The 24,334-nt window shown below is 37.6% G+C and carries 33 protein-coding genes; 3 read left to right on the top strand and 30 right to left on the bottom strand.

Annotated elements, in window-relative coordinates:
- Positions 1 to 184: 184 nt before the first annotated feature.
- Positions 185 to 898, top strand: a complete 714-nt coding sequence (locus tag ACI3E5_RS14755; protein ID WP_498822028.1) for a hypothetical protein — start codon at positions 185 to 187, stop codon at positions 896 to 898.
- A 187-nt stretch (positions 899 to 1,085) separates the two neighbouring features.
- Here ACI3E5_RS14755 and ACI3E5_RS14750 read toward each other — a convergent pair whose 3' ends face one another.
- From ACI3E5_RS14750 to ACI3E5_RS14635, 24 genes are all read right to left on the bottom strand, one after another.
- Positions 1,086 to 1,901 carry an N-acetylmuramoyl-L-alanine amidase gene (locus ACI3E5_RS14750; RefSeq protein ID WP_498822026.1) on the bottom strand — a complete coding sequence of 272 codons (816 nt, stop codon included), beginning with the start codon at positions 1,899 to 1,901 and terminating at the stop codon, positions 1,086 to 1,088.
- 1 nt (position 1,902) lies between these two features.
- Positions 1,903 to 2,157: a DUF5960 family protein gene (locus ACI3E5_RS14745; protein WP_438844870.1), complete on the bottom strand. Its 255-nt coding sequence runs from the start codon at positions 2,155 to 2,157 to the stop codon at positions 1,903 to 1,905.
- A 39-nt stretch (positions 2,158 to 2,196) separates the two neighbouring features.
- Entirely contained in the window at positions 2,197 to 2,640 is a 444-nt protein-coding gene (locus ACI3E5_RS14740; RefSeq protein ID WP_373193485.1) for a phage holin family protein, read from the bottom strand.
- 55 nt (positions 2,641 to 2,695) lie between these two features.
- The gene (locus ACI3E5_RS14735) at positions 2,696 to 2,899 is read right to left on the bottom strand and encodes a hypothetical protein (protein WP_368739774.1); all 204 of its coding nucleotides are present in this window, start codon (positions 2,897 to 2,899) and stop codon (positions 2,696 to 2,698) included.
- A gap of 13 nt (positions 2,900 to 2,912) precedes the next feature.
- Entirely contained in the window at positions 2,913 to 6,728 is a 3,816-nt protein-coding gene (locus ACI3E5_RS14730) for a phage tail protein (RefSeq protein ID WP_498855881.1), read from the bottom strand.
- A complete protein-coding gene (locus tag ACI3E5_RS14725; protein ID WP_498822021.1) occupies positions 6,728 to 8,218 on the bottom strand; it encodes a distal tail protein Dit in 1,491 nt (496 codons plus the stop codon). Before ACI3E5_RS14725 ends, ACI3E5_RS14730 begins: the two co-directional genes overlap by 1 nt.
- Positions 8,215 to 10,620, bottom strand: coding sequence for a phage tail protein (locus ACI3E5_RS14720; RefSeq protein ID WP_498822020.1), 2,406 nt, complete (start codon positions 10,618 to 10,620; stop codon positions 8,215 to 8,217). The genes ACI3E5_RS14725 and ACI3E5_RS14720 overlap by 4 nt, the downstream gene beginning before the upstream one ends.
- Entirely contained in the window at positions 10,620 to 11,003 is a 384-nt protein-coding gene (locus ACI3E5_RS14715; protein WP_118215262.1) for a DUF5361 domain-containing protein, read from the bottom strand. The genes ACI3E5_RS14720 and ACI3E5_RS14715 overlap by 1 nt, the downstream gene beginning before the upstream one ends.
- 11 nt (positions 11,004 to 11,014) lie before the next feature.
- Positions 11,015 to 11,278 (bottom strand): hypothetical protein, encoded by a 264-nt coding sequence (locus ACI3E5_RS14710; protein ID WP_086295611.1) that lies wholly within the window; start codon positions 11,276 to 11,278, stop codon positions 11,015 to 11,017.
- Positions 11,275 to 11,856, bottom strand: coding sequence for a phage tail tube protein (locus ACI3E5_RS14705; RefSeq protein WP_142964712.1), 582 nt, complete (start codon positions 11,854 to 11,856; stop codon positions 11,275 to 11,277). The genes ACI3E5_RS14710 and ACI3E5_RS14705 overlap by 4 nt, the downstream gene beginning before the upstream one ends.
- 11 nt (positions 11,857 to 11,867) lie before the next feature.
- On the bottom strand, positions 11,868 to 12,203 hold the full coding sequence (locus ACI3E5_RS14700) for a hypothetical protein (RefSeq protein ID WP_438781569.1): 336 nt from the start codon (positions 12,201 to 12,203) through the stop codon (positions 11,868 to 11,870).
- Positions 12,204 to 12,440: a hypothetical protein gene (locus ACI3E5_RS14695; RefSeq protein WP_041120510.1), complete on the bottom strand. Its 237-nt coding sequence runs from the start codon at positions 12,438 to 12,440 to the stop codon at positions 12,204 to 12,206.
- A complete protein-coding gene (locus ACI3E5_RS14690) occupies positions 12,433 to 12,771 on the bottom strand; it encodes a hypothetical protein (RefSeq protein WP_086295615.1) in 339 nt (112 codons plus the stop codon). Before ACI3E5_RS14690 ends, ACI3E5_RS14695 begins: the two co-directional genes overlap by 8 nt.
- The gene (locus ACI3E5_RS14685) at positions 12,713 to 13,156 is read right to left on the bottom strand and encodes a phage Gp19/Gp15/Gp42 family protein (protein ID WP_041120514.1); all 444 of its coding nucleotides are present in this window, start codon (positions 13,154 to 13,156) and stop codon (positions 12,713 to 12,715) included. The genes ACI3E5_RS14690 and ACI3E5_RS14685 overlap by 59 nt, the downstream gene beginning before the upstream one ends.
- Positions 13,157 to 13,160: 4 nt before the next feature.
- Entirely contained in the window at positions 13,161 to 13,508 is a 348-nt protein-coding gene (locus ACI3E5_RS14680) for a hypothetical protein (RefSeq protein WP_498822017.1), read from the bottom strand.
- Entirely contained in the window at positions 13,508 to 14,401 is an 894-nt protein-coding gene (locus tag ACI3E5_RS14675; RefSeq protein ID WP_498822015.1) for a phage major capsid protein, read from the bottom strand. The genes ACI3E5_RS14680 and ACI3E5_RS14675 overlap by 1 nt, the downstream gene beginning before the upstream one ends.
- A gap of 4 nt (positions 14,402 to 14,405) precedes the next feature.
- Positions 14,406 to 14,867, bottom strand: a complete 462-nt coding sequence (locus ACI3E5_RS14670) for a capsid assembly scaffolding protein Gp46 family protein (protein ID WP_498822013.1) — start codon at positions 14,865 to 14,867, stop codon at positions 14,406 to 14,408.
- Between the two features lie 80 nt (positions 14,868 to 14,947).
- Positions 14,948 to 16,372: a terminase gene (locus ACI3E5_RS14665; RefSeq protein ID WP_498822012.1), complete on the bottom strand. Its 1,425-nt coding sequence runs from the start codon at positions 16,370 to 16,372 to the stop codon at positions 14,948 to 14,950.
- Positions 16,373 to 16,431: 59 nt separating this feature from the next.
- Complete coding sequence (locus ACI3E5_RS14660; protein ID WP_498822011.1) at positions 16,432 to 17,193, bottom strand: hypothetical protein; 762 nt, start codon at positions 17,191 to 17,193, stop codon at positions 16,432 to 16,434.
- Positions 17,186 to 18,427, bottom strand: a complete 1,242-nt coding sequence (locus ACI3E5_RS14655) for a phage portal protein (RefSeq protein WP_118215270.1) — start codon at positions 18,425 to 18,427, stop codon at positions 17,186 to 17,188. The genes ACI3E5_RS14660 and ACI3E5_RS14655 overlap by 8 nt, the downstream gene beginning before the upstream one ends.
- 150 nt (positions 18,428 to 18,577) lie before the next feature.
- A complete protein-coding gene (locus tag ACI3E5_RS14650; protein ID WP_498822009.1) occupies positions 18,578 to 18,910 on the bottom strand; it encodes an HNH endonuclease in 333 nt (110 codons plus the stop codon).
- A 228-nt stretch (positions 18,911 to 19,138) separates the two neighbouring features.
- Entirely contained in the window at positions 19,139 to 19,627 is a 489-nt protein-coding gene (locus tag ACI3E5_RS14645) for a hypothetical protein (protein WP_498822007.1), read from the bottom strand.
- Positions 19,628 to 19,792: 165 nt separating this feature from the next.
- Positions 19,793 to 19,981, bottom strand: a complete 189-nt coding sequence (locus ACI3E5_RS14640) for a hypothetical protein (RefSeq protein WP_498855882.1) — start codon at positions 19,979 to 19,981, stop codon at positions 19,793 to 19,795.
- Positions 19,982 to 19,997: 16 nt separating this feature from the next.
- A complete protein-coding gene (locus ACI3E5_RS14635) occupies positions 19,998 to 20,213 on the bottom strand; it encodes a hypothetical protein (RefSeq protein WP_271813036.1) in 216 nt (71 codons plus the stop codon).
- A gap of 93 nt (positions 20,214 to 20,306) precedes the next feature.
- On the opposite strand from ACI3E5_RS14635, the gene ACI3E5_RS14630 reads away from it, so the two are divergent.
- Both ACI3E5_RS14630 and ACI3E5_RS14625 read left to right on the top strand, forming a co-directional pair.
- Positions 20,307 to 21,131, top strand: a complete 825-nt coding sequence (locus ACI3E5_RS14630) for an Abi-alpha family protein (RefSeq protein ID WP_483539842.1) — start codon at positions 20,307 to 20,309, stop codon at positions 21,129 to 21,131.
- A gap of 457 nt (positions 21,132 to 21,588) precedes the next feature.
- On the top strand, positions 21,589 to 22,065 hold the full coding sequence (locus ACI3E5_RS14625; RefSeq protein ID WP_086295630.1) for a hypothetical protein: 477 nt from the start codon (positions 21,589 to 21,591) through the stop codon (positions 22,063 to 22,065).
- 95 nt (positions 22,066 to 22,160) lie between these two features.
- On the opposite strand, the gene ACI3E5_RS14620 is transcribed toward ACI3E5_RS14625, so the two are convergent.
- The 6 genes from ACI3E5_RS14620 to ACI3E5_RS14595 form a co-directional block, all read right to left on the bottom strand.
- The gene (locus ACI3E5_RS14620; RefSeq protein ID WP_498822003.1) at positions 22,161 to 22,520 is read right to left on the bottom strand and encodes a hypothetical protein; all 360 of its coding nucleotides are present in this window, start codon (positions 22,518 to 22,520) and stop codon (positions 22,161 to 22,163) included.
- Positions 22,521 to 22,567: 47 nt separating this feature from the next.
- Positions 22,568 to 22,867: a MazG-like family protein gene (locus ACI3E5_RS14615; protein ID WP_142967289.1), complete on the bottom strand. Its 300-nt coding sequence runs from the start codon at positions 22,865 to 22,867 to the stop codon at positions 22,568 to 22,570.
- A 23-nt stretch (positions 22,868 to 22,890) separates the two neighbouring features.
- Entirely contained in the window at positions 22,891 to 23,271 is a 381-nt protein-coding gene (locus tag ACI3E5_RS14610; RefSeq protein ID WP_228077428.1) for a hypothetical protein, read from the bottom strand.
- Positions 23,231 to 23,533 carry a hypothetical protein gene (locus ACI3E5_RS14605; protein ID WP_498822000.1) on the bottom strand — a complete coding sequence of 101 codons (303 nt, stop codon included), beginning with the start codon at positions 23,531 to 23,533 and terminating at the stop codon, positions 23,231 to 23,233. Before ACI3E5_RS14605 ends, ACI3E5_RS14610 begins: the two co-directional genes overlap by 41 nt.
- A gap of 4 nt (positions 23,534 to 23,537) precedes the next feature.
- Positions 23,538 to 24,038, bottom strand: coding sequence for a Holliday junction resolvase RecU (locus ACI3E5_RS14600; RefSeq protein WP_269924015.1), 501 nt, complete (start codon positions 24,036 to 24,038; stop codon positions 23,538 to 23,540).
- Positions 24,013 to 24,334, bottom strand: a 322-nt coding sequence (locus ACI3E5_RS14595) for a hypothetical protein (protein WP_498821998.1), incomplete at its 5' end; no start/stop codon positions are given. The genes ACI3E5_RS14595 and ACI3E5_RS14600, both read right to left, overlap by 26 nt.

Below are 24,334 nucleotides of genomic sequence, written 5' to 3'. Positions count from 1 at the left end.
ACGCACCTAATAATCTAAAGGATAAACTTGGTTACTGCAAGTAAAGTAACTTTTGAATACAATAAAAAAAGCTTCCCGACTCATAATTGAGTAAGGAAGCTTTTTTGCGTTCTCTTTCTGTTCGTATATCAATAATATTATAATTTTCATAATAAAAATTTTAGAGTAAAGAAAGGAGCAAGTCATGAAAGAAACAAAGATAAATTCTATATCTGATAATATTACCAAATTAGTAAATAACTCTAACGATACGTTTAAAAGTTGTTCTGTGTTGGGAAGTCTACAATTTCTTACGAATGCATTAAACTCTGATTTTCAGAATCGTAATAAAAGGACAAAATTTTCAACCTATAACCGAGGAAGAATAATCAAAGTAAATTTTGGTCTAAACATTGGTGCTGAATTATCTGGTCCTCACTATGCATTAGTTCTTACAAAAAATGATAATCCATATTCTCAAAAAATCACAGTGATTCCATTCACATCCAAGCCGGGTACAAATCATTTAAAAGTCAACTTCAATCTTAGCAAAGAATTAATATCATATTTGGCTTTAAACCACTACAATGCTGTTTCTTACGATAACGAATCTAATTTTGATATTTTCATACCACTTATTGCCAGATATGATTTTCCTTCAACATACCATCCTGTCGACACAACTCGTAAGATTAATTTGTCTTCTAAAGATAAAGAAAAAGTCTTCAACAATATTTTTAAGTTAACAAACAAAATGAAATCAATTAATTATTTAAAGCTTGATAACATAGCTACTGTTTCTAAGTTTCGTATTATTAGACCTACATCAAAACTAGATCCTCTGAACAATCTTAGTGTTTATCCAGATTATTTAAAAGATATAGACAAAAAGATATCTTTTTACTTGCTTGACCAATAGTCCTTGGAACTGTATAATTAAATTGTATTTCACTACAAGATCGTAGTGTGGGTAGTGTTTTTTCAAACACAAAGATTTTATTTGCAAAGAATCAAGCAAATACTGGTAAAAAAAGCTGTCTATTAAATTAGGCAGCTTTTTTGTTTTCTATGTACACCGCCCTACTAAGTAAGGCGGGCTATTATTTCTAAACCACTGTTTTTTGAAGATCTGTGTAGCTTTCCACAGTTTTGATTTGTTCACTCCCACGTGGCCAACGATATTCCCTGCAAGCTGCACCTGTTGCATTACTTACCATCGCTCTAAAGTGTTTGACTTTTTCATCATTGTTCAGATGAAATCGTTTATTCCCCCATACGCCATATCCGTCACTGATATTTCCTTTTGCTTGTGGTTGCCAATAAATAAACATGCCAATTCCTCCTAAGATTTTTTCGATTTCTGGTGTATCTTTGATTACTGATTCTTGATTATTTGAATTGATCGTATATCCAAATAATTTAACAACTTCTTGAACTGCCTTATCAAGATTTGGAAGCAACTTATTCATGTCGCCCTGATTATCAATAAAGCCCCATTCAATAAGTAATGTGCGCCCATTTGAGTTGCGAATAACATACAAGCTAGTAGTTGCTTTTGCACCACGGTTAAATAGCCCGGTTACTTTGGCAATAGTAGCAGAGACTTTTTCTGCCATTTGTCTAGCCGATTCATCGCCCGCCCAATACCAAACTTCGACACCGTTCGCAGTACCATTAAAAGCGTTCAAGTGATTGCTAATATGATAATCTCCCGGAAAGTTGTTCATATTCGCTACAATATTACCCAAGTTTTGATTGACTGAGGTCGCTTTATAATCTGAAGTATCCGGTGCACCAGTATAAGAGCGCATCAGCTCATTTATTTTATGTGCAATTTCAGCTTCTTTATATCCGCAGCCTAAAGCACCAGGATCCATCATATTTAATCCCCAATGACCACCATGCGAATCTTTAAACGCCATTCTATTCACCTCTTCCTACATAAAAATAATCTTCTAATACTTCGCCTAAATCAGAACCCGTCTTTTCACGCAGATTCTTCGCGAAAATGAAGGATTCATCCTTGCCTGTTTTGCTGAACTCAGTTGGAAGTACATATTTAAGTTCATTTGATTGATTCATTGCATGTGAAGCATCTTCTACTGGATCAACCGTTCGAAGTGTTTGCTCGTTAGCAACTTTTTCAAAGTCACTAATAAAATTCTCTTTGTTTCTCATGTTCATCATCCCTTCAAGTTAAAAAGAGCAACTTATAGGCTACTCTTTCTTTTCTGTGAACTCCTGTCCATCACCATAGTCTGGTTTTTCTTCAGTCGGAGTTTCATTATTTACTTTTAATCGTTTCATAATAGGATCAAAGATATTTGTGCCAACACCTAGCTTGTTTAAATTCTCCAAGATACTGATCAATTCATTTACCATTTCTAAGGTGTAAACACTAATAATCACGGTGACAGAAACAATACCAGGCAACACCACTGTTAAAGGAACGATTGCTACCATAACCAAGAGCAAGGCGAATTTCTTCAACAAACCAGTACTCATCTTTCCAGACTTCAAGTCATGATTGGTATAAGCTTGGATAAAACCAGTTAATACATCAATCGCCATTAGAACCAGAATAAATACCAGCCAAATCACAATTTTCCCATATTCATCCTTCATCATTTCCTGTGCCCATAACAACATTTTCATATCCATATATCTCACTTTCCTTTTCTATTTTTGACAATTAGCAACATAAAAAGAGCAAGCACTATGCTTGCTCCTCTGTTAACATTTCAATGAGTTTTGCTTTAGAAACACGATTGATTTCACTTAGATCAAGATCTTCTGGTTTAACAGTAATTTGTCCATACGCAGATTCCCTTTGATCATTTTGTGCATCTACAGCAATGTTGTATTCCAAAATTGTCCCGTCAGCTGAGTAAACGGGGGTAATGCTGGTCCAGCGAAACATAGTCTCTCCTCCTCTACAATGCAATCCTTATCCCACCAAAGGAAACATAGTTCCCTCCATTTGGTGTATTGATTTGAATTTCCCCTGTTGACAAAACAACTACCCTCGCACCTTTTTTGGTGCTATCTGCAGCGGGTACCAGTTCATTCCTTGTTGGTCTAAATCCAGCAGGTAATATTCCTCCTGTTGGTGAGGCTGATGTACTAAAATCACCAGAAGTCGGCTTAATCTGGCCTCTAAGTTGCAACTCCCACGATCCGTCAACTAATTGAACTTTCCGGTACTGACAGGGGTTATTTTCTGCTGTTGTAAATCCTGATGCATAAGATAAATTTGTCCAACTTGCAGGGTTTAAAGCTGCTGCAGGCAGGTAGCCACCCACACCAGACTCCACCATATATAATTTTCCTTGCCCTAATTGAGTAACTCTTGAAGGTGCGGAAGGACCAGATTTGTAGGTATCAACGAACCCTTGCACACGATCCATTGTGGTTGTCCAAGTTGATCCGTCTGAACCTGTTCGTGAGATAGTCACATTCCCATCTTTCATAGTAGTAGTTCCAGTATAAGTTACACCAGAATCTGTATAGGAAAATGTATTTACAATCTCTGCTCCTTCTAACCTCTTGAACACCCCATTCTCAGAAAGAATGTTGGTAGCAAGTAAGTTATCAATAGGCATCCCCCACATACTCCAAGCAGTGCCGTCAAATACTTTAATGATCTGAGGAACAACGCTGCTATCTTGCCATAAAGTTCCTTTTGTTGGATTGGCAGGTGCTGTATCAGAGATAATGATCGCATCTTTGCCTTGTTGAGCGACAAGATAGAAATAAGCACTGTAGGTATTGTCCGTATATTTGAATCTGGTACGTGTCCACATATACCAGCCCGCTTTAGGTATGGGTCTTGTCCCTGACCACCCAGACGTTGGCGGAGTTGTTCCATCTTGAGAAATAGCATAGCTGATTTCTTCGGCAGCAACCCCTTTACCAGTATCTCCTGTATCACCTTTATCGCCTTTATCCCCTGTGTTTCCCTTGTCTCCTTTGTCACCTTTTCCACCTTGAAAAGAAATTGAATAGGCAAACTGCTTCGTGAAAGTTTTGCCATCAGCTGTGATTGTGATTGGCACGGTACCACTCTTACTTGTCATAGCCGTAGTGACTGTAAATGTAATGATTGCTGTACCAAGTCCGCTAACTGTAGAAGTCATTCCTGTTGGCATAGTTCCGACAGATATCGCAGTAGGATCTATTTTACTGGTTCCCTTGTAAACCACAATTTGTGTTGTCGTTGAACCGGCCAATGCTGCAGTTGTTGATCCCGCAAAGGTGTAGGATTCGTTCGTAAGAAACACAGTATAAGCATCTGCGCCAGGGGTCCCTTCTCCACCGTCTTTGATTCTAGAAATGGTGAATACATCGCTCACTGTCGCATCTGCCGCCTTGATGGTTAGTTGATCAAATGTCGCAGTAACTGGATTAATCGTAACCGTATTACCTGATCGTGTGACTCCTGTCGGAACAGCTGAACCAAAATTGCCACCGTTTAGACTATACGTCCAATTTGAGATAACTGTGTTCACTGCAGTTCCGTTCACCGCAAAACTAGAAGCTGGAGTGATCTTTCCATCTTTATCAACTGTGATCGCTTGTGTTGCTCCTGATAAAGAAATGAGTGGTGCTGAATCTCCTTTGGGGCCTTGTCCCCCTTGCGGTCCCATGAATGGAGTCCATGGTTTGTAATCGTCTGGATTGGTTGAATGCACTTGGCTCGTATCTGAATAGAAACCTTCATACTTAGGATATGCATTCTCGTAATCTTCAGCAGGTCGTGGTGTCCAGATTGAGTTATAGGTACCATATGCAAATTTAGCTTTCCATACTATAAATTCAACATCGGATCCAGTGGTTAATCTGGTAATACTAAATTGTCTAGCAGCCCCAGTTGGATGTGAATATTGTTTAGGGAGGAATGTAACTCGTTTAGATTCGCCAGGTTCAATACGTACAGAAGCTGTAATGTTTCCACCCATGTTAAATGCCACAGTACCAGTATTCTTGATATAAATAGATATATCATAATCTTCTTTTACACCAGGGGTTGTATTACTTCCAGCAGGTAAAGTACACGCTATGGTCGAGGTACCGCCAGTAAGTGTGTATTTAACAGCATCAGCTGCACCCCATTCAGCAACTGCCACATTAGGTGTTTTAGTCATTGTTGCACCAGCATAAGCAATCGCATTAGGTGATTTTGAATTCACAAACAAGTTCTCATTCGGAACCTGATTGACAAGCGTACCATCAGCCATCAAATATCCACGATGTGGATAGTATGTTTCGCCTGGTTCTCCTGGTTCCCCTTTTTTTCCATCGTCAACATTCGTGACTGTCACCTCAGCGCCACCACGCACATTCCCCGAATCGTCTGCTACTTCAAAACGAAAGACTGCCTTTTCTTCGATATCTGCAGCATTGATCGTCACAGTCTTGGTGTTTGAAAACAAGGTGCCATCTTTATACCATTTCAGACTAAAGGTATCTGTTACATCCTTGATACCATCTCTAACACGAGCAGTTAATGTGGTACTACCGAATCCATTCTTAAATACGATTCCGCTGCTTGTAAGGATTTCGAAGTTGTATGTTTTGTTCGCTTCAATTAAAGCTTGAACCTGTGCTAACAGCGAAGCATCGATTTCAGAGCTTAATTCTTTTACATTTGAAATAACTGCTTTACGGATAGATGGATTGGATAGACTCTTTTCAGTTTCAGCCACACGTACAGATAAATATAATGTAGGATTATAGCCGTCATCCTCAACTATGATCGTATCCCCTACATCCACATCGAATTTGCCATCAATTTCATAAGTTACTTCTGGCGCACTTAGCTTTTTGAGTTCAGAAAGCATATATCCTAGTAAAGCTTCTTGCGAAGTATACTCGGTATCTTCTGCTACATAACCTGTATATCGCTCGTTTTCTGGTGCCAAAATGTTAGATGGGAAATTATCTCTTGCCAGTGGTGCATAGATTCTAGGCTGTCCTTTACGTGTGAAGTATTCCAGATTTCCAGATGCATCATACCAGTTACGCTCAATGCTGCTAATTGACAAACCATCTTTCCCATACGCCAAAATTGCTGTATAGATTCCTTTGGTAATATCTGATGTTTTTGTGATTCCAGAAATTCCTTTACCATATTTCAGTATAAGATCTGAGCGATTCTGACCGATGCCCTGATAGATTCCATCAGAATACTGTTTGTAAATATTCATTGTGATTTGCTTCAAGCTATAATCATCATTCAACTCAGTCACAAACTCAATTTCCGCTGAAAAGACAGAAGCTAATGAGAAGTAACGGGCAAGCATGGTTTGTTTGCCTTCCCATTTATTTGATATTTTCACATTCGAAACTTCATTGATCCCAATAACTAATACTTTTTCTGGATCAAACACGTTGTGATATTGCTCAAATGTCATCGCTGATCCGCTATACTCTCCTCTTGTTTCATAAAGTAACTCAAACATAGTCGAATAAGCAGTAATTTCAACCGTCATCTCGTTTCTAACGACTTTAACAATATTCAGGTCAAAGTCTTTGTTTTTCCATCGAAAAGCCAGCTTATTGCCTTCGATAAGATATTGAGAATCTGGATGTTTTGCTGCAGTTTTAAATGTGAACTGACTAGCATTTCCTTTGACATATTCGTGGAGACGATCGTTTTTGAAATGCATCGCCTTTGGTGCTGCATTATTAAAAAAAGCCAGTACTTGATCGTACTGACTCTTTACCGCTATGATTGGAATCTCTGTCATCATCCATACACCTCTCGCATACTTACTACAACATCAGGTCTTGGATCGCTGAAGTCTGAATAAGAAAACTGAATCTTTGTTTCTCCTGGCGGTACAAGAAAGAAATTGCTACCGATTACATGTGCAATTGGTTTCTCATTCTCATAAGCCTTTCCCGCTTCACCGTCAATATAAACATCCGTTGACTTTGCAAAACGGTTTGGAACATCTTTGTCATAATACACGTTATCTTTTCTTAACTTGACATAAAGCCACCCCATATTTCGTAAAGGAGTGCTGCTTCCATGTGCAGCAGACATGATTGTCACATTTGTATAGTTAATCGAATCATCGGAATCATTAATTGTATGTGTGCCTCCATCTGGAAACTTAATGACAATTTGCTTTCCTTTTTTGGAAATTTCGAACATACCGCTATCCCAAGCCGTGAATTTATTCTTAGATTCTGCTAAATCAAAATACTTGGAAGTAAATTTGGTAGTTGCGGCTCCTTCATTTGATAGACCACCATCAAACACAATCATTTTGAAGTTATTATTCCATCGGCGATCTTTTTGAATCATAATGCCTGTTCGATAGTTGCCATCTGCAGTAGCCAAGATAATTGCCTGAACTCCTCCACCCTCGATTTGTGTATTCGCAAACCAAGGTTTAAATTGAAGGGCCCACTTGTCACTAACTCCGACCTCTCCATGACTATCGGCAGGCAGTTGTAATTGTTTGGTTACGCCATGATATTTTGTCCCTGTTCCAAGATTTGCCCAATTAAGATAGGTTTGTCCTTTGTTAATCTCTGATTTCCAAGAACCGCCTTTGACAAAATCTGATGGTTTAAATGGTACGAAACCAGCATTTGTTGTCCAAGTATTCAATGCTTCAAAACCAATTGCATTAACCAACCACTCCGACTTCTCAGCCGGTACAGTATCCGTTTCATCAACTTTTCCAAGCTGAATAGCACCATACTCAGAAGCAATACCAATATAACCATTTTCATGGTTCATATGAATATCATAGTCTAACCAAGCGGATTCTGATCCGTTGTTCGTTACAATTGCCTCTAAAATACCCGATGCATTCAATGTTGCTGGAAATTGCCGAATGATTGTTGATCGAGCAATACTTTCTGGAATGACCCAATTAATAGTACCTTTTCCTGAAGAAATCCATTCTTTAAAATCAAGATGCCCTTCAGGAATTGCATAGTATACACGATTAGGCAAATTACCAAAAATTAACGCTTTGGGTTCATCGACATTAAGAATTTTTTGCAATTCATCGTATTTTTCTGGTAACTGAGTTTTGATATAAAAAGGCATGGGAATCGTCTTTGATTTGTATGTTGTGTATTCGAATTCCGCCCCTCTGGGAGTTCCATCGGTTTCCGAAAGTGAAGGTTTCCAATCGGATCCAACAAATTGAGTGAAACCATCTAAAACGACAATGAATTCGCTTAAATCATGTCCATTAAATTCAACTGATAATTTCATCGTTTTGGACTCACTCCATTCATAATATTTTTAAAGGTCTCGATTGCAGCTTGTTCTTGTGCAATAGGTTCAGCAAAAATCCTTACAATTTCATTATAGTCAGCTTCAACGCTAACAAGCACAGGTCTACTTGCAAGTTTCTCAATTGCTTCGACCATCAGTCGGTATACTGTATTATTTTCAGGATAATTTGAATTATTAGTCATCTGATTAGGTGCGATATTGCCATTAGTAATTGTTTTAGCAATACTCATTTGATAATTTTTATCATTCATCTTACTTACTTCATCTACTACAAAGCTATTAGCAACACCGGCCGCCATACCTTTTACTGTTTTCTGAACATCTTTGAATTTATCTTTTAATGACTCGTTAAACCCTCCCATTATTGCTTTACCAGCTGGTACTAACAATTTTCGGTCATAAGAAATCGGTCCTTTGTGTTCTTTGATCCAATCTGCAATGCCTCCAACGAAATTTTTCACACCTTCCCAAGCCGATTGCAATCCTCCTAAAAATCCATTCATTATAGCTGCACCAGCACCACTGATATCAATATTAGCAAGACCACTAATAACATTTTTTACATTATTGATAATACCTGTTACTTGAGATCCGACACTTGAAAAAATACTTCCCATTGCACTAAATCCGCTACCAACAGTTGTTATGACGGATTTGATAATATTTCCTGCAGCTGAAATGACTGATCGAATTGCGCTCCATATACTAGACATAACACCACTTAAAGCACTACCAGCGCTTCCTAAGCTACTAAATACGACACGAATGCCACTAATTGCGCCTGATATTAAACTCCCTGCTGTTGATACCGCAGTTTTAATATTGCTCCAAGCGCTGCTTAGTATGCCACTTAACGATCCTCCTGCACTGCCTAAATTTGTAAAGTACCCAATAACAGTTCCGACCCACTCAGCAACAGTTGTTAATGCAGGTACACAGGCTTTGAACGCTTCAACTAGCCACGTAATAACTGGCGTTAAAAATCCGATTGCACTTGTGATCATGTCGAATGTCGCAGAAACACCCATTAGAATCCCTTTGAAAACTCCTCCTAAAAATGCACCTACAACTTGTAAAACAGGCATCAGCGCACTAGCCAACACAGTGACGATAGGCTGAGCTGCATTCCACATTTTTACAAAAGAATTGACGACCATATCAATAGCAGGACTAACAATTGTCATCATCGTACTGAAAGCATTCGTTATAGCAGGAATGATTGCAGAGATTACTGCTTGAAGCCCACTAAAATCAAGCTTAGTAAAGGCAGTAGCAATTGTGTTAATTATTGGCGTAAGTGTAGATACCACTGTTTGAAATAGCTGTGGAAGTTGACCAAAGGCTGTTTTAAATGCTTGAATTATTGGATCGATTGCGCTTCGAACGTTTGCTAACAACGTTGATAAACCTCCATCGATCCCAATTCCTAACTGTGACAACAATGCTTCCCCACCTTCGAGAAACCTTGGACCAGCTTCTTGAAATAGTGTAGAAAACACTACCGGCAGACCTTTCAATATATTACCGACCATTGGAATGAAGTTGTCGAATAAAAACGTTGAAGTGGTTTGTGCTAATGCTTGAAGAGAAGGAACTATATCACGTCCCAATGAAAGATTTCCAAGCACATTAGAAAACGCTGATTTCATTGAAGTAAAAGACCCGCTGAATGTTTCTGCAGCTTCTTTAGCTGTAGTTCCAGTAATTCCTAATTCTTCTTGAACAGCATGAATCGCAGTGTACACATCACTCAAATTGTTAATATCATATTTAACGCCTGTTAATTTTGTAGCATCTGCTAAAAGTCTTTCCATTTCTGTTTTAGTTCCGCCGTAACCAAGTTTTAAGTTGTCAAGCATAGTATAGTTTTGTTTCGCAAATCCCTGATAGGCATTTTGAATATCACCCATATTTGTGCCCATTTTATTAGCATTGTCGGACATATCAACCATTGCCATGTTCGCTTTATCGGCAGCCTTTTCAGTATCTCCGCCCATAGACTGCAACAAACTTGCACTGAAACTAGTAACATTCTCCATATAATCGTTCGCCGATAATCCAGCCGTTTTATATGCTTCATTGGCGTACTGCTTTACCTTATCAGCACTGCCTTTGAAAAGAGTCTCAATCCCTCCTAACGACTGTTGCAATGCGGCACCCTCTGACAAAGAAGCAGAAATGCCTTTAGTTATAAGTTCGCCAATTTTAGCCGCTGCAATAATTCCACCAATCGCCGCAACTAGCTTACCGCCAATTAAATTTCCAGCACTTGTTCCTGCTGCATCAGCCTCACCAGACAATTGTTTTGTTATGGATCCACTAATTCCCTTGGCAGAGGGCATGATTTGTACAAAAGCTTGACCTAATTCTGTTGCCATTATTCTTCACCACCATTCGTTGAATCTCCAATCAGTTGTTTTCTCATACGAGTAAAATCCTCACCAGAATCAAATACAACTTCCTCTCTTTCGTTCATGTTATTTCCGACTAATTTAGAAAGAATCGATTCAGGCTGGTTTTTTCCTTTTTGGCCATCTTTTGTTTTTGCCCAAACCAAAAGCCTTAAGTTATCGTTTATTCCCGCTAATAAAAGAGTATTCAGCGGAATTTTTTGCCCACTAAGCTTTTGCTTTATTCTAGATTCATCTCTAAGTCCACATGAAAAAACAGCTACCTTAGAAGCTGGTAGCTGTTTGTAGTCATATATTTTATAGGTTTCGGCTAGATCGCATATCAATGAACTCTCATCGATATTAATCATTCCGGCGAGGATTAGGAGTTTTTTGTTTGATCTTGATTTTGAAAAATATTTCCAAGTTCTTCAACCATTTTAGCAGCAGGAACAATTCCATCTTCATCTCGAACGTGTTCTTTCAAAGCTGCTGCCTGTTCTTTTCCTAAAAGAAGATTTAAAGCTTTCGGCGCAACCACAGGATTTTCATCTATTTCACCAATAACTTCTAAGAGTTCATAATTATCTAATCGTTTTTCTTCGATAGAATACTTGAATCCTGAATTTGTTTCCCCTTTAATCATTGTCCTGAACCTCCTGTGCTAGCTGCTGGTTTCTGAATGTATTCGAAGTGAGTATTTCCTTCATCATCAGACGGAATAGCAGTAATAGTTGTTTCATAACCTACTGCATCAGCATCAGTGTAACTAATTTCTCCGATTTCCGTTACTTTTCCGTTTGGGATAACAATTCTTTTAAGAATTCCGCCTTTTAGAATCATGTCTGCAACTAAGACGTGTTCTTCAAGTTCTTTTGCATTCGCTTTAATTTTAATTCCAGTATCAATTGTGCCTGTTACATTTGTAGATCCATATACTTCCTTCAAAACATCAGTATTTAATGCTTCAATCAAAGTGTAAGAAAAGGTATCTTCTTTCTCTGTTTGAGGACTTGCAACAGTATCCCCACCCCATGCTTTAATATTTTCAGAAGAAGGTGTGTTTGAGTTTGTCATACCATCCTCTGAAATATACCCCAAGCTTTTGAATGCAGCATTTAATTCAGTTGTTGCATTTTCGGGCAATGTAGTTCCCAATGGAGCCGAATAAATGGCCCCTCCCACTTTTGGTTTAGCAGTTGATACATTTTTTGCATCTGACATGTTATTACCTCCTAGTAATGAGTGATATCAAATACTGCTTGATATCTGTACTCTTTTGTTGTTGTGTCCGTGTAGTTATAATCACTATTCAGCTTAATCCTGCTGATCTCATCCAGTTTGATCAGATCTTTTAAAATTTCTTTCAACTCAGCATTTAACAATGCGGCTTCATACAATGTAGGTGCATAGCTTTGAAAAGCATATGTTGAAGACGAAATATGATTGTTTGCACCGCTACCAGTCTTTTCGAAAAGAACATAGCTTTCTGGCATTTTCCCTTGTTTTTCTAAAAAAGACGTTACAGATAAATGACTATCAAGAAAATTCTTAATCACAATTTCAATCATTTATCGCACCGCCTTTAAAAGGGTATTATTTTTCATATTGTCTTTTTTTGCTTGGTATGTATCCGCATATACCATTGCATTTGCTCTCGTTTTACCTACATAAATATCTTGTTTGTAACCTTCGCCAGCTCTATTTCTCACACCAGTTGCTTTCTCTTCTAATACACCTTGCATCTGATTGGACTTCATTAGAGCTGCTACTCCACTCCGGTTCAACTTGAATTTCATCTTAGCCATAACGTTCCACCATCACTTTCTTATTCCAATCAAGTGGGATTAAGTCTTCGATACCCTCTGTTGGAAAGCCAAAGGTGCGCCATCGTTTACCAAAGAATTTTACTTCTTTGTCTTCCCAATCATTAGTATCTCCTTTCGGGATTGCTAACGTATATACAGCTTTTTTTCCAGTTAAAGTAAGTTGGTTGACAATATCATCAGTGGAAGTAGGAGTGACTAAGACATTTTCAACATCAATATCTGCTTCTTCGTAGATTGGATTCCCGAATGGATCAGTTCCCGTTTTGGTCAAACCCACCAATTGAATTGTTATTCCTTTCAAAAGTGCCATAAGGTTCAATCACTCCCATCCGTTGCCGTCTTAAACCAAGACGGCTCAATTCGCTGTTTTTGATAAATAATCCGCCACCTGGCACAAGGTACGATCCAGAAACGGAATAACCCAATGCTCCTTCTGCATACTGGGTCATTGGCTCCTGATCAGTTGATGTCATTAGTGTTCTAGCTACAACATCAACAGTTACCGATTTGACAACATTCAAAAAGTAATCAGGCTTCATGCTTATCATGTTATCTAAATCTTTTCCCACCTTATCGGCTTCCATTCGCAAAGAATCAGAAACAATATTAAGCAATTCAGTAGCTCGCGTGATTTCTTCTGGCTTAAGGGCACGCCATAGGTTTGACAAATCATCAATAGTTGCAAAGGCTGCCATGAAATCACTTCCCTTGCATCATCAAATCGTACAATTCTTGCTTTTTAGAGATAGGGTTATACTTGATGCCAAATGCATTTAATTCCTGCATGATTTGCTTTTTAGTAATGCCTTCTAATCCAGCCACTTGTTCATCTTTTTCATCAGCTTGTTGTTCTGGAACAGCAGCTTGTTGTTCTGAAACAGCAGCTGGTGTTTCAGCTTCATCGTCAGTATTTTCAATTTCTACTTCATTCAGTGCTTTTGGTTCTTCATCAGTTTTTGGCTCATCTTTCAACAAGACCCAATCACCGCCAGAAACAACGCAAGGGCTACTAAAAGTAACCCCTGTTTTTGTGTTTTTATATTGCATTATTGTCCGCCTCCTGCTGGTTTAATCACACGAGCAAAGCTATTGCCATCCATAATTCCCCAACCCAGGTATGTTTCTGAACGTAAATAAACTTGGTTGTAACCTTTCAAATCTTGTCCGCTATTATCAGGATCACCATACTTGATAACTTCCAATGGGATTTCTTTCGCATATCCCCATTTGAACATGGAAGCAAAGTCACCAATTATAACCAAGTCATTCCCGCCGTTAGATACTGTGCGATTGATATCAGTTGGGATTCCACGAACAGCTCCCGGATTCGCTCCCCATGCTAACTCTGGAAATTGTTTGACACCATTTACTTTGTAAGATGCTAAGGTAGCTGAAAACTGCGGATCCATCGCCATACCCGAAATTACACCTTCCGCACCTTGTACCATTGAAGCAGCCGTTTCAATGTTTACATCTGGATCTGCTTCATTAAAGTCAACTGTTTGCGTTACTTTCCCGTCAAAGTGATTCGTTCCGATAATTGCTGACGCTGTACCAGTACGTGGATTGATTCCATGGAATGCCATTAAATCTAAACCACGAGCAAGTTTGCGAGCGTAACCTTCATTGAATGCTTTTACAATATCAATCTTTTCTTCATCTGAAGCATACAAGAATTCATCAGAAATCCGAGCGCCATATTCGACCTTGATTGGCACGATAGTCAACGGCGCAATAGAAACTCCTCCATGTGTTTTTTTACCGTTTTCAGCAACGATATCGATTTCGGAATCCATAGTGAAAGTGAATTCTTTTTGACCGTTAAATGGAATCGGCTTTTGTTGAGACAAAGCTACTAAAGAACTTTTTCCTTTCACTTTGTTAATAAGGTCTGTAACTAATTCTGGATCAAATAAACTTCCTTTTGATAATGTTGGCATAATATTACTCTCCTTCTAAATTAAGATTTTCAATTAGATTTTTATAAGCGCCATCTTTTCCTTCACCTAAATTATTTTCAGTATTTTTCAAAGGTGGCGGCGTTTGTTTCTTACTCACAAAACTCGCCAACCGTTCTGCATCAGCTTTAATGCTTTCTTCATCTGAACCGATCAAACGATCCGCTAAATCAATAGGTAATCCATTTTGTAATGCAATTCTTGTACGCAAATTCACTGTTTCTTTCTCAGCGATTTGTTTATTAAGATCAGCTATTGTTTGCTCATGAGTCTTAGCGGCATTGTTTGTTTCCTCGATTGTGGATTTCAAAGCATCTACTTCTGTTTCTAATGCAGCATTACGTGTTTTGATCTCATCGTAATCAGCGAACTTCCCTTTTTCACGACTCAATCTCTCCTGGATAATACGGTCCAGTTCCTCTTGTGTTTCAATTGCTTTGAATGTCATAATACAAACTTCCTTTCTCCTGCTTGCCCGGCAGTTCGGTAATTTTGTGTATTAAAAAACGACTACCGCTAAATAGTCGTCTAATACCTTTTTTGTTGTTTTTTCTTGGGCTTTTTAATACTACAAGCCCAATGTGCTAATAGTGCACTGTCCATTAAACAGATATCTCTATCTTCAAATTGCGATTTATAACCAAATCCACCGTTGCTACCAATATTGCGCTTCTCACTGTTCGTAACTACTGAACTTAGAGATGGCTGATCTTTGTGGCAAATTGTTTGTTGAAATATCCCTTGTTCCCATAATGAATTGGCAGTAATGATTTCTGATACTTTTGGAAGGATTGGCGCTTTGAGTTTAAACTCTTCCATTTCTTTAGTTAGGATATTTTGACCGCCGGCACCGTCAATAACCACTGCATTTACGTTAGCTTTTCTCAAGAAATTAATGATCCATTGATTGCCATTTCTTACAGACACACAATCAATTGTTTCAACGAATATTTTTCCGGATAAAGTTTTAACCGCAATACTCATTGCAACATTCTGACCATCATTCCCATACTTGATACCAACATACAGCGGTCCTTTCAATACAGGCAAAGCTACTACTTTCAATCTTGACCAATCACTAGCAGAAATAGCAGATTTTTGATTATACTTAGGCCAGTACCCTAAACGCTGTACGTTATGATCGAGTTTGTCATCACCAAGTTCCGCTTCAATCTTTCTTTCGGTCAAATGATAACCTAATGAAGGATTGGAATTGTACCAAGCGTCAACATCATGGATATCTTTCATATCCTCTACTGACCATTCGGCCCATCCAGAATATTTCGATTTACCGAATAGCGTAGTATCGCGATAACCCGTAAAAACAGTTCCACTCGAAACCGGCGTAGGTGGTGTACCACACATAATTGTTTGGGGGTTGTCACTATCAGTAACAGTATATTTTAAGGCTGATTCTTGTTCTTTGGTGTATTCTTGGGCTTCATCAATCACAAGAAGGTCGAATCCCTCTCCAAGTCCACCACTAGATGTCCGTGTTCTGAATTGAATTACGCCTCCGGTTTCATACAATTCAATCATTTCTTGCCCTTTGGCTTTAATTGAATTGAAATCTGCGCCTTCGTTTTTTCTTCCCTCGACATAACCCATCATTTCCATGTACTTTTTCATCTTTTTAAAAGACGAATGAGAAGTACTAATTCGATGCGCTGTATGCAAAACACTCTGACCTATTTCCAGCGCATATATTTCTCGCATATACACGATTTCAGTTTTCCCGTTTCGCCGAGGAATAGAATACCCATATTTTTGATGAATCCATAAGCCGTCTTCATCAACTGCCATGATTGGTGCTAACAAACTCCGTTGCCATTCATATACTGATAATCCGCTTCGTTCATAGTAGCTAATCGCTTCTTGAGATAGAGTTTCATCATATGGAATAATTACCGATTGAGTAGGATGTTGATTACCAAATTTCACTTTAGTAGTCATAAACTATCCCCTTTCAATCTCGATCATGCATGATAACCCTGTCGCTGGGAGATATTGGATCACGCATCCTTTCTCAAATTTATATTTTTTCTAGCTTGAATTTTCTGTTCCTTTTGTGGATCAGTCCAAGCTTTTGACCATACATTTTGTTTTCGACCATCACCCGGTTTATATTCAACTATACATTTACACCTTTCATGCCTTCGATAAATATCATCTGGTAAATCATAATAATCAAATGAGCCAGCTAAACTTTTACACCAATCACAAGCATGTCCAACTAAGGTTCTGTTGACTCTTGGCCTTAACCCAGATTTCGCATGAAAATCTACATTTGCTTTAATAACATCATCAACAACACTTTGACTAAAATTTACGATTGGTTCTCCTAATACCCACTTAACAGTATCGAAATCTTCTGCTGCTGATATCTTGTTTACAAGGCCATTCACCCTGTCTTGGTTGAAGTCAGGTTTCTGTCCTTTAATTTTAATTGCAGCTTCTTTGTTTAACTGCTCTTGAACATCAACAGCAAAATTTGAAATCAAATCGTAATTATTTTTCAGCGTTTCATTAAGCAACCGATCAGCAATATTAAAATACATTTTCCCGTCAGGAAGAATGTTAATGCTGATATTGCTGCCTAATACATTTGCTAATATTTCTCCAATTTCAATAGCAAACTCATTTACATTTTTGTATGTGGCCTTACGATTTTTGAGCAAAGAAAAAGCAGACTTCAACTTCTGACTATTGATTGTCTGCTCACTAAATTCATTTTTAATTTTTTCAAGTAATGCGGGAACAATGTCGTTATCCATTACTATCGCCACCTTTTATTCCAGTTAAATCTCTGATTGTTTCACTATTGATATATCCTGGAATCGCTTGATTCAATTTAATCGCACCATCTCCAATTAATGTTAATGAATTGGCATCAGCTTCAAATAATGGTTCCCACTTAGGAATTGTTTTTGCAAACTGATATCTAAAATACGGGTAGTCATCACGTAAACAAGCAGCAATAAATGCTACGTTCAATATTCCAGATCCTAACGATCGTTGTGCTTTACGTCCAGCTAACCTTAAATTTTCATGACTTGCCCGAATCGCTTCAACCGATGAGGGATTATCGGAAACAAATCCCAAGTCATCCAATGTAAGTCCTGTTTCACCAGCGAATCCAGCAGCTGCAGTTTTTAATTGTTCTGTAAATGGAGTCATACTAGAAGTCGTGAACTGTCCCACTGTTGGAGCATTACCACCTTCTCCGACTGTAAATTCGAGCATCGCTGAAATGGTTGCCTTCCAAGTATCCAATGGTTCTGAATCTTGATCTGTTCCTAAAACATATTTTTGCGGAAATGAGTAAAATTCTGCGGTGATATCTGCACGTTCTAGTGTACGTTTTGCGTATGACTGGTAATACATACCTGATCGTGTAATACGAGAACGACCAAATGGCCGAACTGCATCTGGCCGATGAATTACCGGCACTAATAATGGATAATCAAAACTATGTTCGATAGGTTCATCCGGTATATTTTCATCAGCATAATAGTAATGAGTTATACCAGGCAAAAAATATGCTTCAATAGATGGATTTCCATCTTTATCTCTTTCGAGAACTGCATACCCTTCCGTTAGAAGTCCTGTAATTGGATCAATAATCCCCGTTGCATTGCTTGCTTCAATTATTTGTAATCTAGGTATTTCTCCTTCACCCCTTGAAATATAAACGAAAGAACAAGAAGCAATCAAAGATGACAAAACCAAGCTATCAAAAAATACATCCGGATTATTTGCTTCAAAAATTTCGTTTACCTCAAAGTCATCATGTTCAAATTCACGAAAAACTAAACGATCAGCCAAAGAATCCACCCCTTTGGCACACCATCCTAAAACTGATCGATATCTTTTTCTTATTTCAGGTGGAATTGTGATTCCGAAGCTTGATTCATTCTTCTTCATATCGTATTGTCTATACCTTAAATCAACACGAATTTTATGAGTAGCTAGCTTATTTCTTAAGTACTCAATGCCATAAATTTCCATTATTTCACTCCTTTCAAAAAGTCGCGTGAGAAAAAATGTACAGTGACGGCGTGAAGCTCGGCCGCCAAGGTGGAGGGGTACCTATCCCCCCTTCTCTTTTCGCTTGTATCAGTTTTTAATTTCTTTTTGGTATGATTGTATCTAAATTTTTTAACCGCCATAAGACGCCCATTCAGTGCTTTGTGGAAGGTTTCTGTTACCTACAACTTTAGGCGCTTCATCTTTAACCGAGTAAAGTTTGTCAGACTTCTGTCTGTTGCAGGTCCAGTGAGCCAGCTGCAAGTTTTCGATGCTTGATGGATGACCACCTTTATTGATTGGTACAATGTGATCCACTACTGGACTCATAGGATGTGGTGCTTTTAGTGTTTTGTCAATAGGCTTACCGCAAATGCCGCAAGTGTTGTGAGTTTTAAGCAATACCCTTTTGTTCTTCTCAAAGGCTACCCGGTGGGGTCCTTGTCTGTCCGCTCTTAAAGCCATTATAAAGGGGTCCTTTCTTAGTGGTGGAGTACATTTAATACTCATAACAAAAAGACAGCACTAGCGAAATTTGATTTGAAGTGATTCACCTCGTTTCAAAACAATGGGCTGTCTTTCTATTTATTCAAAGAAGTTTTGCGATAAGGAGCTTTCCTCCATTCGGTTTATGATTATGTGAGTAGCCATAGACCGTCTCTCGTTTCTTCTACGCTATTAATATATTCCATATTAATCAAGTTTAAAACTAGAATTAGTAGTGCAACTTTTGTGCAACTTTTCTCGATGATCTTGCAATGATATCTTCATCTTCAACTTATTTTTGTTTAAAATATACTCATCGACAAAATCAATTGCTTTTCTTAATTCAGTATGTTTCTTTTGAATATACGATGTACTGTAGTTAAGATCTTCGGCAATTTTTTCTAAAGTCATCCCTTCAACATATTTCAAATACATTATTTGATTGTCTAATCCCTTAAACGACTTTATCAGTAGAACCATTTCATTTAGTTGATCTTCTAGTAATTCAATCTCTTCTTCAATTATTTGAATATTCTCTTCTAAAGAAGCTGACCTTGAGTTTTTTTCAAGACGGACGTTTGCTAAATCACCACTGACCCATCGTTCCAATTCCAACCTACTCTTGTTAAGATTCCATTTCATGAAGAGAATCTGCTCTTCTAAATCTTGATAATTTTTAAGCCACTGAAATCTCACAAACGCCACTCCTTTTATGGTAAAATAATCTTGCGTTAGTCACTTTCCAAAAAGGAAGTGGCTTTTTTTATTTACCTTCCCTCTCGTCCATCTTTTTTCCAACAATTACTGCAACGACCATTATCATTACGAATCTTGTGAAACCTAAAACTGCAACTGTCATAATCAACCTCCACTTTCCATCGCATCTCGTACCAGTGGATCATTGATAATAATCTTGTACTTCATTTGCTCATGCTGCAGTTGTTCTTGTAACTGCTCAATCTGCTTCTGTTGATCCACAATTGTATAGGATAGCCAACTTAGACCTGCAATCGATAACAGTATTATGATGATGGATAGACTATCATTCATTTGCTTGTTCCTGTTCTTAATCTTCGTCATCTATATATTGACCTTCTTCCAAAATACTATAAGCCGTAGTTCCATCTGCATTTTCAGTTTCTCCGAGGCAGTTATCATTTAAAAAAGCAACATATCCTGTTGGATAGAGAGTTACGCAGTCTTTGTGATAATATTCATCATCCACTTCTATTACTTCATCATCCCATTTGAAATAGTCGGAACATGCTTTACATTTTTCCATAGTTACCTTATCCCTCCATTTATTTATTGCTGACAATAAAATCATTAAATAAAATATTTTGTGATATAATCCATTAAAAAAGGTGTGATAATAATGGTTAAGATAGGCGCAAATGATAATTCATTTAATCTTATCAGTATTAATGTTGATGCTGAATCTATAAATAATTTACCTCTTGCACAAATTGCAAATGCTTTGTTTAATAAAGTATTCTCTAAACCGATCGAGTATCAAATCGTTCGAAAAGCGGAATTAAAAAAATTAGAAAAAGATGCTAATAAATATTTTAATCAAACTCCTGATCAATACAGAGACAATTCAAAATTAGGACTTACTCTTAAAACTATAGAAGATTCTCAATATCAGCTATCTAGTGATGATTTAAGAGAAATGTTTGCTCGACTAATTGTAAAAACAATGGATAGTAGGTTTAACACTGAAATCCCCCCTGCATTCTCTGATATATTGAAGAACTTATCTATTGATGAAGCTGCTCTTTGTAAAAGTATTTTTTCGCTGGAGCACAATGTTTTGCCACTTTTCGAGATAAAACTTTCTAATTATGAAAGTTTTTCCCCAATGGATTTGCTTACCGATAATTCTGCTTTTGAAATACCAATAAATGATACTTATTTGATTTGGAGTAATAAGGTTGAAGAAATAGATAAACTAACTATTTCTTTGCTTGGAAGATCAGGCATTATTGAAGACGCCTTTTATTTTAATGAATCACATGCTCCTGGCCTTCCTCAAGCGGAAAAAATTAAACAAACTGAACATTTTCATTTAATAGCAAGAAACTTTCAAAATTTCGGAGACAGTTTTTCTAAAGATGAACCAAAAATCGTACTAAAAGAAAGATACGTTAGATTTACTCCGCTTGGAAAGAAACTTATGGACCTTTGCCTTAAAGATTAGCTGAAACAGTTTTAATAAAAGGGCATATCGCTTTAGCAATATTAAAGCTCATCGTAAAACAATCCTTTAACTATTTATAATGAGATATGTCTGAAACTACATTCCGGATACTAGAATGTAGTTTTTTATTTCGTCGGATAACTGACTTGGTAAAATGTAAAATATGTTACAATACCTAAAAGGAGGTATTGCTTTGGGAACTTTTTTAGCTTTTATTTGGTATATTTTTATAGGATTTATGCTTTATGGAATCATCAGATTGGCAGTTAAACACGGAATTTCAGATTCCAAAAAAAATAATTTATGATTCTGTTGCTACTCATTTAGGGTAGTTTTTTTATTTCCACAATTTTGGTGGATAACTGACTATTCAAAAAAATCGGATTATCCTATAAAAATACATATTCAATAATTATTCTGTGCTATAATTCATTTATAAACTCAAAGGAGACATATTATGAAAAAAATTTTCCTATCCCTTATTGCTATTGGATTTCTTTCCGGATGCTCGGCAAGTAATAACGATACAAAAAATTCTTCAACGCATGAAAGTTATAAAGATTCTTCTGGTAGCTCCGTGAGCTCCACAATTATTAAGCCTTCGACAACAGTTTCAAGTTCTTCAATTACTAGACCTTCTACAACAGATACGAGTTCTTCAACAAGCAACTCAAATCATACAACGTCTTCATCAAGCCAAGTATCCCTGATCTCAAATGAAGAGGATGCAAAAGAAGCTATTAAGCAGAAATACGGATTTTCCGATGCGGACACGAGACTAACATTTTGGGAAATGATAGGCAGTGACTATCTATTTAAAGCACAAAGTGAAGCCGCCATTGCAAACGGAGGTACTGGCACATTAGGATTCTATCGTGTTGCTCCAGATGGAGAAGTGTATGATGCTGATTCAACTGGGGAAATCTATCAATGACTTTGACGGGTGCATTTGCACCTTTTTTTTTTGAGAACACGTAATTAACAATACCCGTTTCATTTTTCTTTTCCTAAAGTTAGTAGTATCTGTCATTAACGGACTACCCATTTTCTTTCAGCAGTACCGAACCATAGCCAATCTGTGTTGATGTTTAGATAGTTGTATACCAGATAAGCTAAATCTAATGTTCCAGCCCCTTCAGCATGACAATATTCTAAGAATTCACAAATTGCTGGAGCATAGTGTTCTGGTACTATAGCCCAATGATTCATAAAGCAAAGAAATTCATTTAGCTTCTGAATGTTTTCTGCTGTTTCAGGAATTAGAACACACTCTAATTCTTCTCTGCTGGCTGAACATTCCAAAACTTCAAACTGATTAAGAAATGGGATTACTTGAACTTCAAGCCTGAACATTTCATCTTTTTTGTTTTTGCATTTGGTTTGCATCAATCATTCTCTGTCCTCCTAGTTGGTAATATCTTCCGATTCTGGAATTATTACAGGTCACTGGACTTAACGAAAACACCATTGACCATCTTTCCAGTCCGTCCTTTGATTTCGTCATAAGCAAAATTCAAGCACTCGTATAAATCCATATCATTTTGCATTGCCAAGATGATCAGGGTTACTACTACATCGCCAATACCATCACGTAATGCATCTTGATCGTTTCTTGCTAATGCAGCTGCAACTTCACCAGTTTCTTCGACAACTTTCAACATTTGTTTGCTAGAATCTGCTTTATCCAATCCTTTTTCTTTTGACCATTGTTCTACTAATTCAACTAACTCATTCATGAATTTCCCTCCAATTATTTTGATTAATCGTAATCAACCCCATCGTCAATGGTTCCACTCCAATCCTTATAACGGTAAGTCCTTCCTTGTTTATCTTCATGACCATAACGTAATAAATCGCTCATCGTTCGATTTGCTTTTTTGCACTTCCGACATACGTCTTTTCGAGTACCTGTGAAAATCACTTCGCCTTTGTATAGAACTTCAACAATTCGCAAATGGGATTGCTCCCCTCTCCAAAGTTCAACACGCAATGCTTCTCGCTCGTCCTCAATTAATGGATCAATCTCTCGATCATCAAGGTTAGAAAGGTAAAGCAATCGTTGTAGTTTTAAAGCCCGTTCTCTGTGGCGTTTCTTTTTCTCATGTTCTTTCTGCTTCATCGCCTGTTGATTCTGTTTCATGTTGATCACCTCCTGCATCTGCTGGCTTAAACACATATTCATAAGGCTCCCACTGCTTATTTCCAAGAAGGCGATAGTATTTCCCTGAAAGCGTAATAATAAAATGATAGGTATCTGCCTTTTCTGGAACATAACATCTTGCATAGTATTGACGGTAATTCTTGGGGTTATTAGAAAAATACTCAACCGTCCATCCTCGTATCTTGCAAAACATGGTGAATTCGACACGCGCTACTTTGAAACTGGTTATTCTTTCATCCATAGGATCACCAATTCGTTTTATTCAGAAAATCGATGTAGCCCGGCGTAGCAACCTGATAATCTTCCAATTCTTCTTCAAGAATGTACTGACGGCCATATTTTTCTTTCATGTTCTGCCAATCACTCCATGGGATAAACCCAACGGTCTTTTTGATCATGCAGCAAACACCTGCCATCGCTCCTAATTTTTGATGGAGATCCAACAAGGCCGCCTGATTTTGTGTGATCACTGATTTTTTTAACCGATCCGTTGTGGTCATCTTTGCTTCAAAAACAATGGCACGCCCATCCCATAGAGTTCCTTTGTAATCTGGTTGAGCTTTCCCGATGGGATAAACGATCATTCTGCCATCGCCGAGTATCTGCTTCACACGAAACGGTTCAGGTGTTTTTTCAATTAAAGCTATTTCTTTTGTTCTGTAATACCAACATCCTTGATCAATCATTTTTTCAAAGATATCGCCTAAATCATTGTTGACTCTATTTTGGTAATTTCTTGAAGACATCATTTCTACCTACTTTCTGCATTAGTTCAGTAATAAATCCTTCTTTGTCATTTTGTCCAAATGTATCTAATGTTCTGCGGTAAATGCGCTCATAGTGTGCTTTATCTTCAAAGCAAACGAATTGTGAATACCGATTACTCTTAACTATTCCTGTATATGCTGACTGATCATTTAACTTGTTTGATGCAGCATCGCAAATTTGCTGATTTTGAAGAAATAGGATTTCCTTTTCTTCTGATTTGATTTCCAATGTTTTAATACATGGAGAAAATTTCCCTTTGTTTTGATCATCAATG

Source organism: Candidatus Enterococcus avicola (assembly GCF_047470845.1).
In the GTDB taxonomy this organism is placed as follows: domain Bacteria; phylum Bacillota; class Bacilli; order Lactobacillales; family Enterococcaceae; genus Enterococcus_D; species Enterococcus_D casseliflavus.
Note: the sequence above shows the minus strand (reverse complement) of the source record. Positions and strands in the feature narration are given on the sequence as shown.

Coding starts and splice junctions, on each gene's coding strand:
- ACI3E5_RS14695 (WP_041120510.1), bottom strand. CDS start 12,440: ATGGCTAAGATGAAATTCAAGTTGAACCGGAGTGGAGTAGCAGCTCTA.
- ACI3E5_RS14660 (WP_498822011.1), bottom strand. CDS start 17,193: ATGGATAACGACATTGTTCCCGCATTACTTGAAAAAATTAAAAATGAA.
- ACI3E5_RS14650 (WP_498822009.1), bottom strand. CDS start 18,910: ATGGCTTTAAGAGCGGACAGACAAGGACCCCACCGGGTAGCCTTTGAG.
- ACI3E5_RS14735 (WP_368739774.1), bottom strand. CDS start 2,899: ATGTTTCGCTGGACCAGCATTACCCCCGTTTACTCAGCTGACGGGACA.
- ACI3E5_RS14655 (WP_118215270.1), bottom strand. CDS start 18,427: ATGGAAATTTATGGCATTGAGTACTTAAGAAATAAGCTAGCTACTCAT.
- ACI3E5_RS14635 (WP_271813036.1), bottom strand. CDS start 20,213: ATGGAAAAATGTAAAGCATGTTCCGACTATTTCAAATGGGATGATGAA.
- ACI3E5_RS14630 (WP_483539842.1), top strand. CDS start 20,307: ATGGTTAAGATAGGCGCAAATGATAATTCATTTAATCTTATCAGTATT.
- ACI3E5_RS14710 (WP_086295611.1), bottom strand. CDS start 11,278: ATGATTAAAGGGGAAACAAATTCAGGATTCAAGTATTCTATCGAAGAA.
- ACI3E5_RS14690 (WP_086295615.1), bottom strand. CDS start 12,771: ATGGCACTTTTGAAAGGAATAACAATTCAATTGGTGGGTTTGACCAAA.
- ACI3E5_RS14740 (WP_373193485.1), bottom strand. CDS start 2,640: ATGGATATGAAAATGTTGTTATGGGCACAGGAAATGATGAAGGATGAA.
- ACI3E5_RS14615 (WP_142967289.1), bottom strand. CDS start 22,867: ATGAATGAGTTAGTTGAATTAGTAGAACAATGGTCAAAAGAAAAAGGA.
- ACI3E5_RS14680 (WP_498822017.1), bottom strand. CDS start 13,508: ATGCAATATAAAAACACAAAAACAGGGGTTACTTTTAGTAGCCCTTGC.
- ACI3E5_RS14725 (WP_498822021.1), bottom strand. CDS start 8,218: ATGAAATTATCAGTTGAATTTAATGGACATGATTTAAGCGAATTCATT.
- ACI3E5_RS14715 (WP_118215262.1), bottom strand. CDS start 11,003: ATGATTAATATCGATGAGAGTTCATTGATATGCGATCTAGCCGAAACC.
- ACI3E5_RS14670 (WP_498822013.1), bottom strand. CDS start 14,867: ATGACATTCAAAGCAATTGAAACACAAGAGGAACTGGACCGTATTATC.
- ACI3E5_RS14610 (WP_228077428.1), bottom strand. CDS start 23,271: ATGAAACAGAATCAACAGGCGATGAAGCAGAAAGAACATGAGAAAAAG.
- ACI3E5_RS14700 (WP_438781569.1), bottom strand. CDS start 12,203: ATGATTGAAATTGTGATTAAGAATTTTCTTGATAGTCATTTATCTGTA.
- ACI3E5_RS14600 (WP_269924015.1), bottom strand. CDS start 24,038: ATGTCTTCAAGAAATTACCAAAATAGAGTCAACAATGATTTAGGCGAT.
- ACI3E5_RS14750 (WP_498822026.1), bottom strand. CDS start 1,901: ATGGCGTTTAAAGATTCGCATGGTGGTCATTGGGGATTAAATATGATG.
- ACI3E5_RS14685 (WP_041120514.1), bottom strand. CDS start 13,156: ATGGCAGCCTTTGCAACTATTGATGATTTGTCAAACCTATGGCGTGCC.
- ACI3E5_RS14640 (WP_498855882.1), bottom strand. CDS start 19,981: ATGAATGATAGTCTATCCATCATCATAATACTGTTATCGATTGCAGGT.
- ACI3E5_RS14605 (WP_498822000.1), bottom strand. CDS start 23,533: ATGGATGAAAGAATAACCAGTTTCAAAGTAGCGCGTGTCGAATTCACC.
- ACI3E5_RS14730 (WP_498855881.1), bottom strand. CDS start 6,728: ATGACAGAGATTCCAATCATAGCGGTAAAGAGTCAGTACGATCAAGTA.
- ACI3E5_RS14665 (WP_498822012.1), bottom strand. CDS start 16,372: ATGACTACTAAAGTGAAATTTGGTAATCAACATCCTACTCAATCGGTA.
- ACI3E5_RS14720 (WP_498822020.1), bottom strand. CDS start 10,620: ATGGCAACAGAATTAGGTCAAGCTTTTGTACAAATCATGCCCTCTGCC.
- ACI3E5_RS14675 (WP_498822015.1), bottom strand. CDS start 14,401: ATGCCAACATTATCAAAAGGAAGTTTATTTGATCCAGAATTAGTTACA.
- ACI3E5_RS14745 (WP_438844870.1), bottom strand. CDS start 2,157: ATGAGAAACAAAGAGAATTTTATTAGTGACTTTGAAAAAGTTGCTAAC.
- ACI3E5_RS14625 (WP_086295630.1), top strand. CDS start 21,589: ATGAAAAAAATTTTCCTATCCCTTATTGCTATTGGATTTCTTTCCGGA.
- ACI3E5_RS14755 (WP_498822028.1), top strand. CDS start 185: ATGAAAGAAACAAAGATAAATTCTATATCTGATAATATTACCAAATTA.
- ACI3E5_RS14705 (WP_142964712.1), bottom strand. CDS start 11,856: ATGTCAGATGCAAAAAATGTATCAACTGCTAAACCAAAAGTGGGAGGG.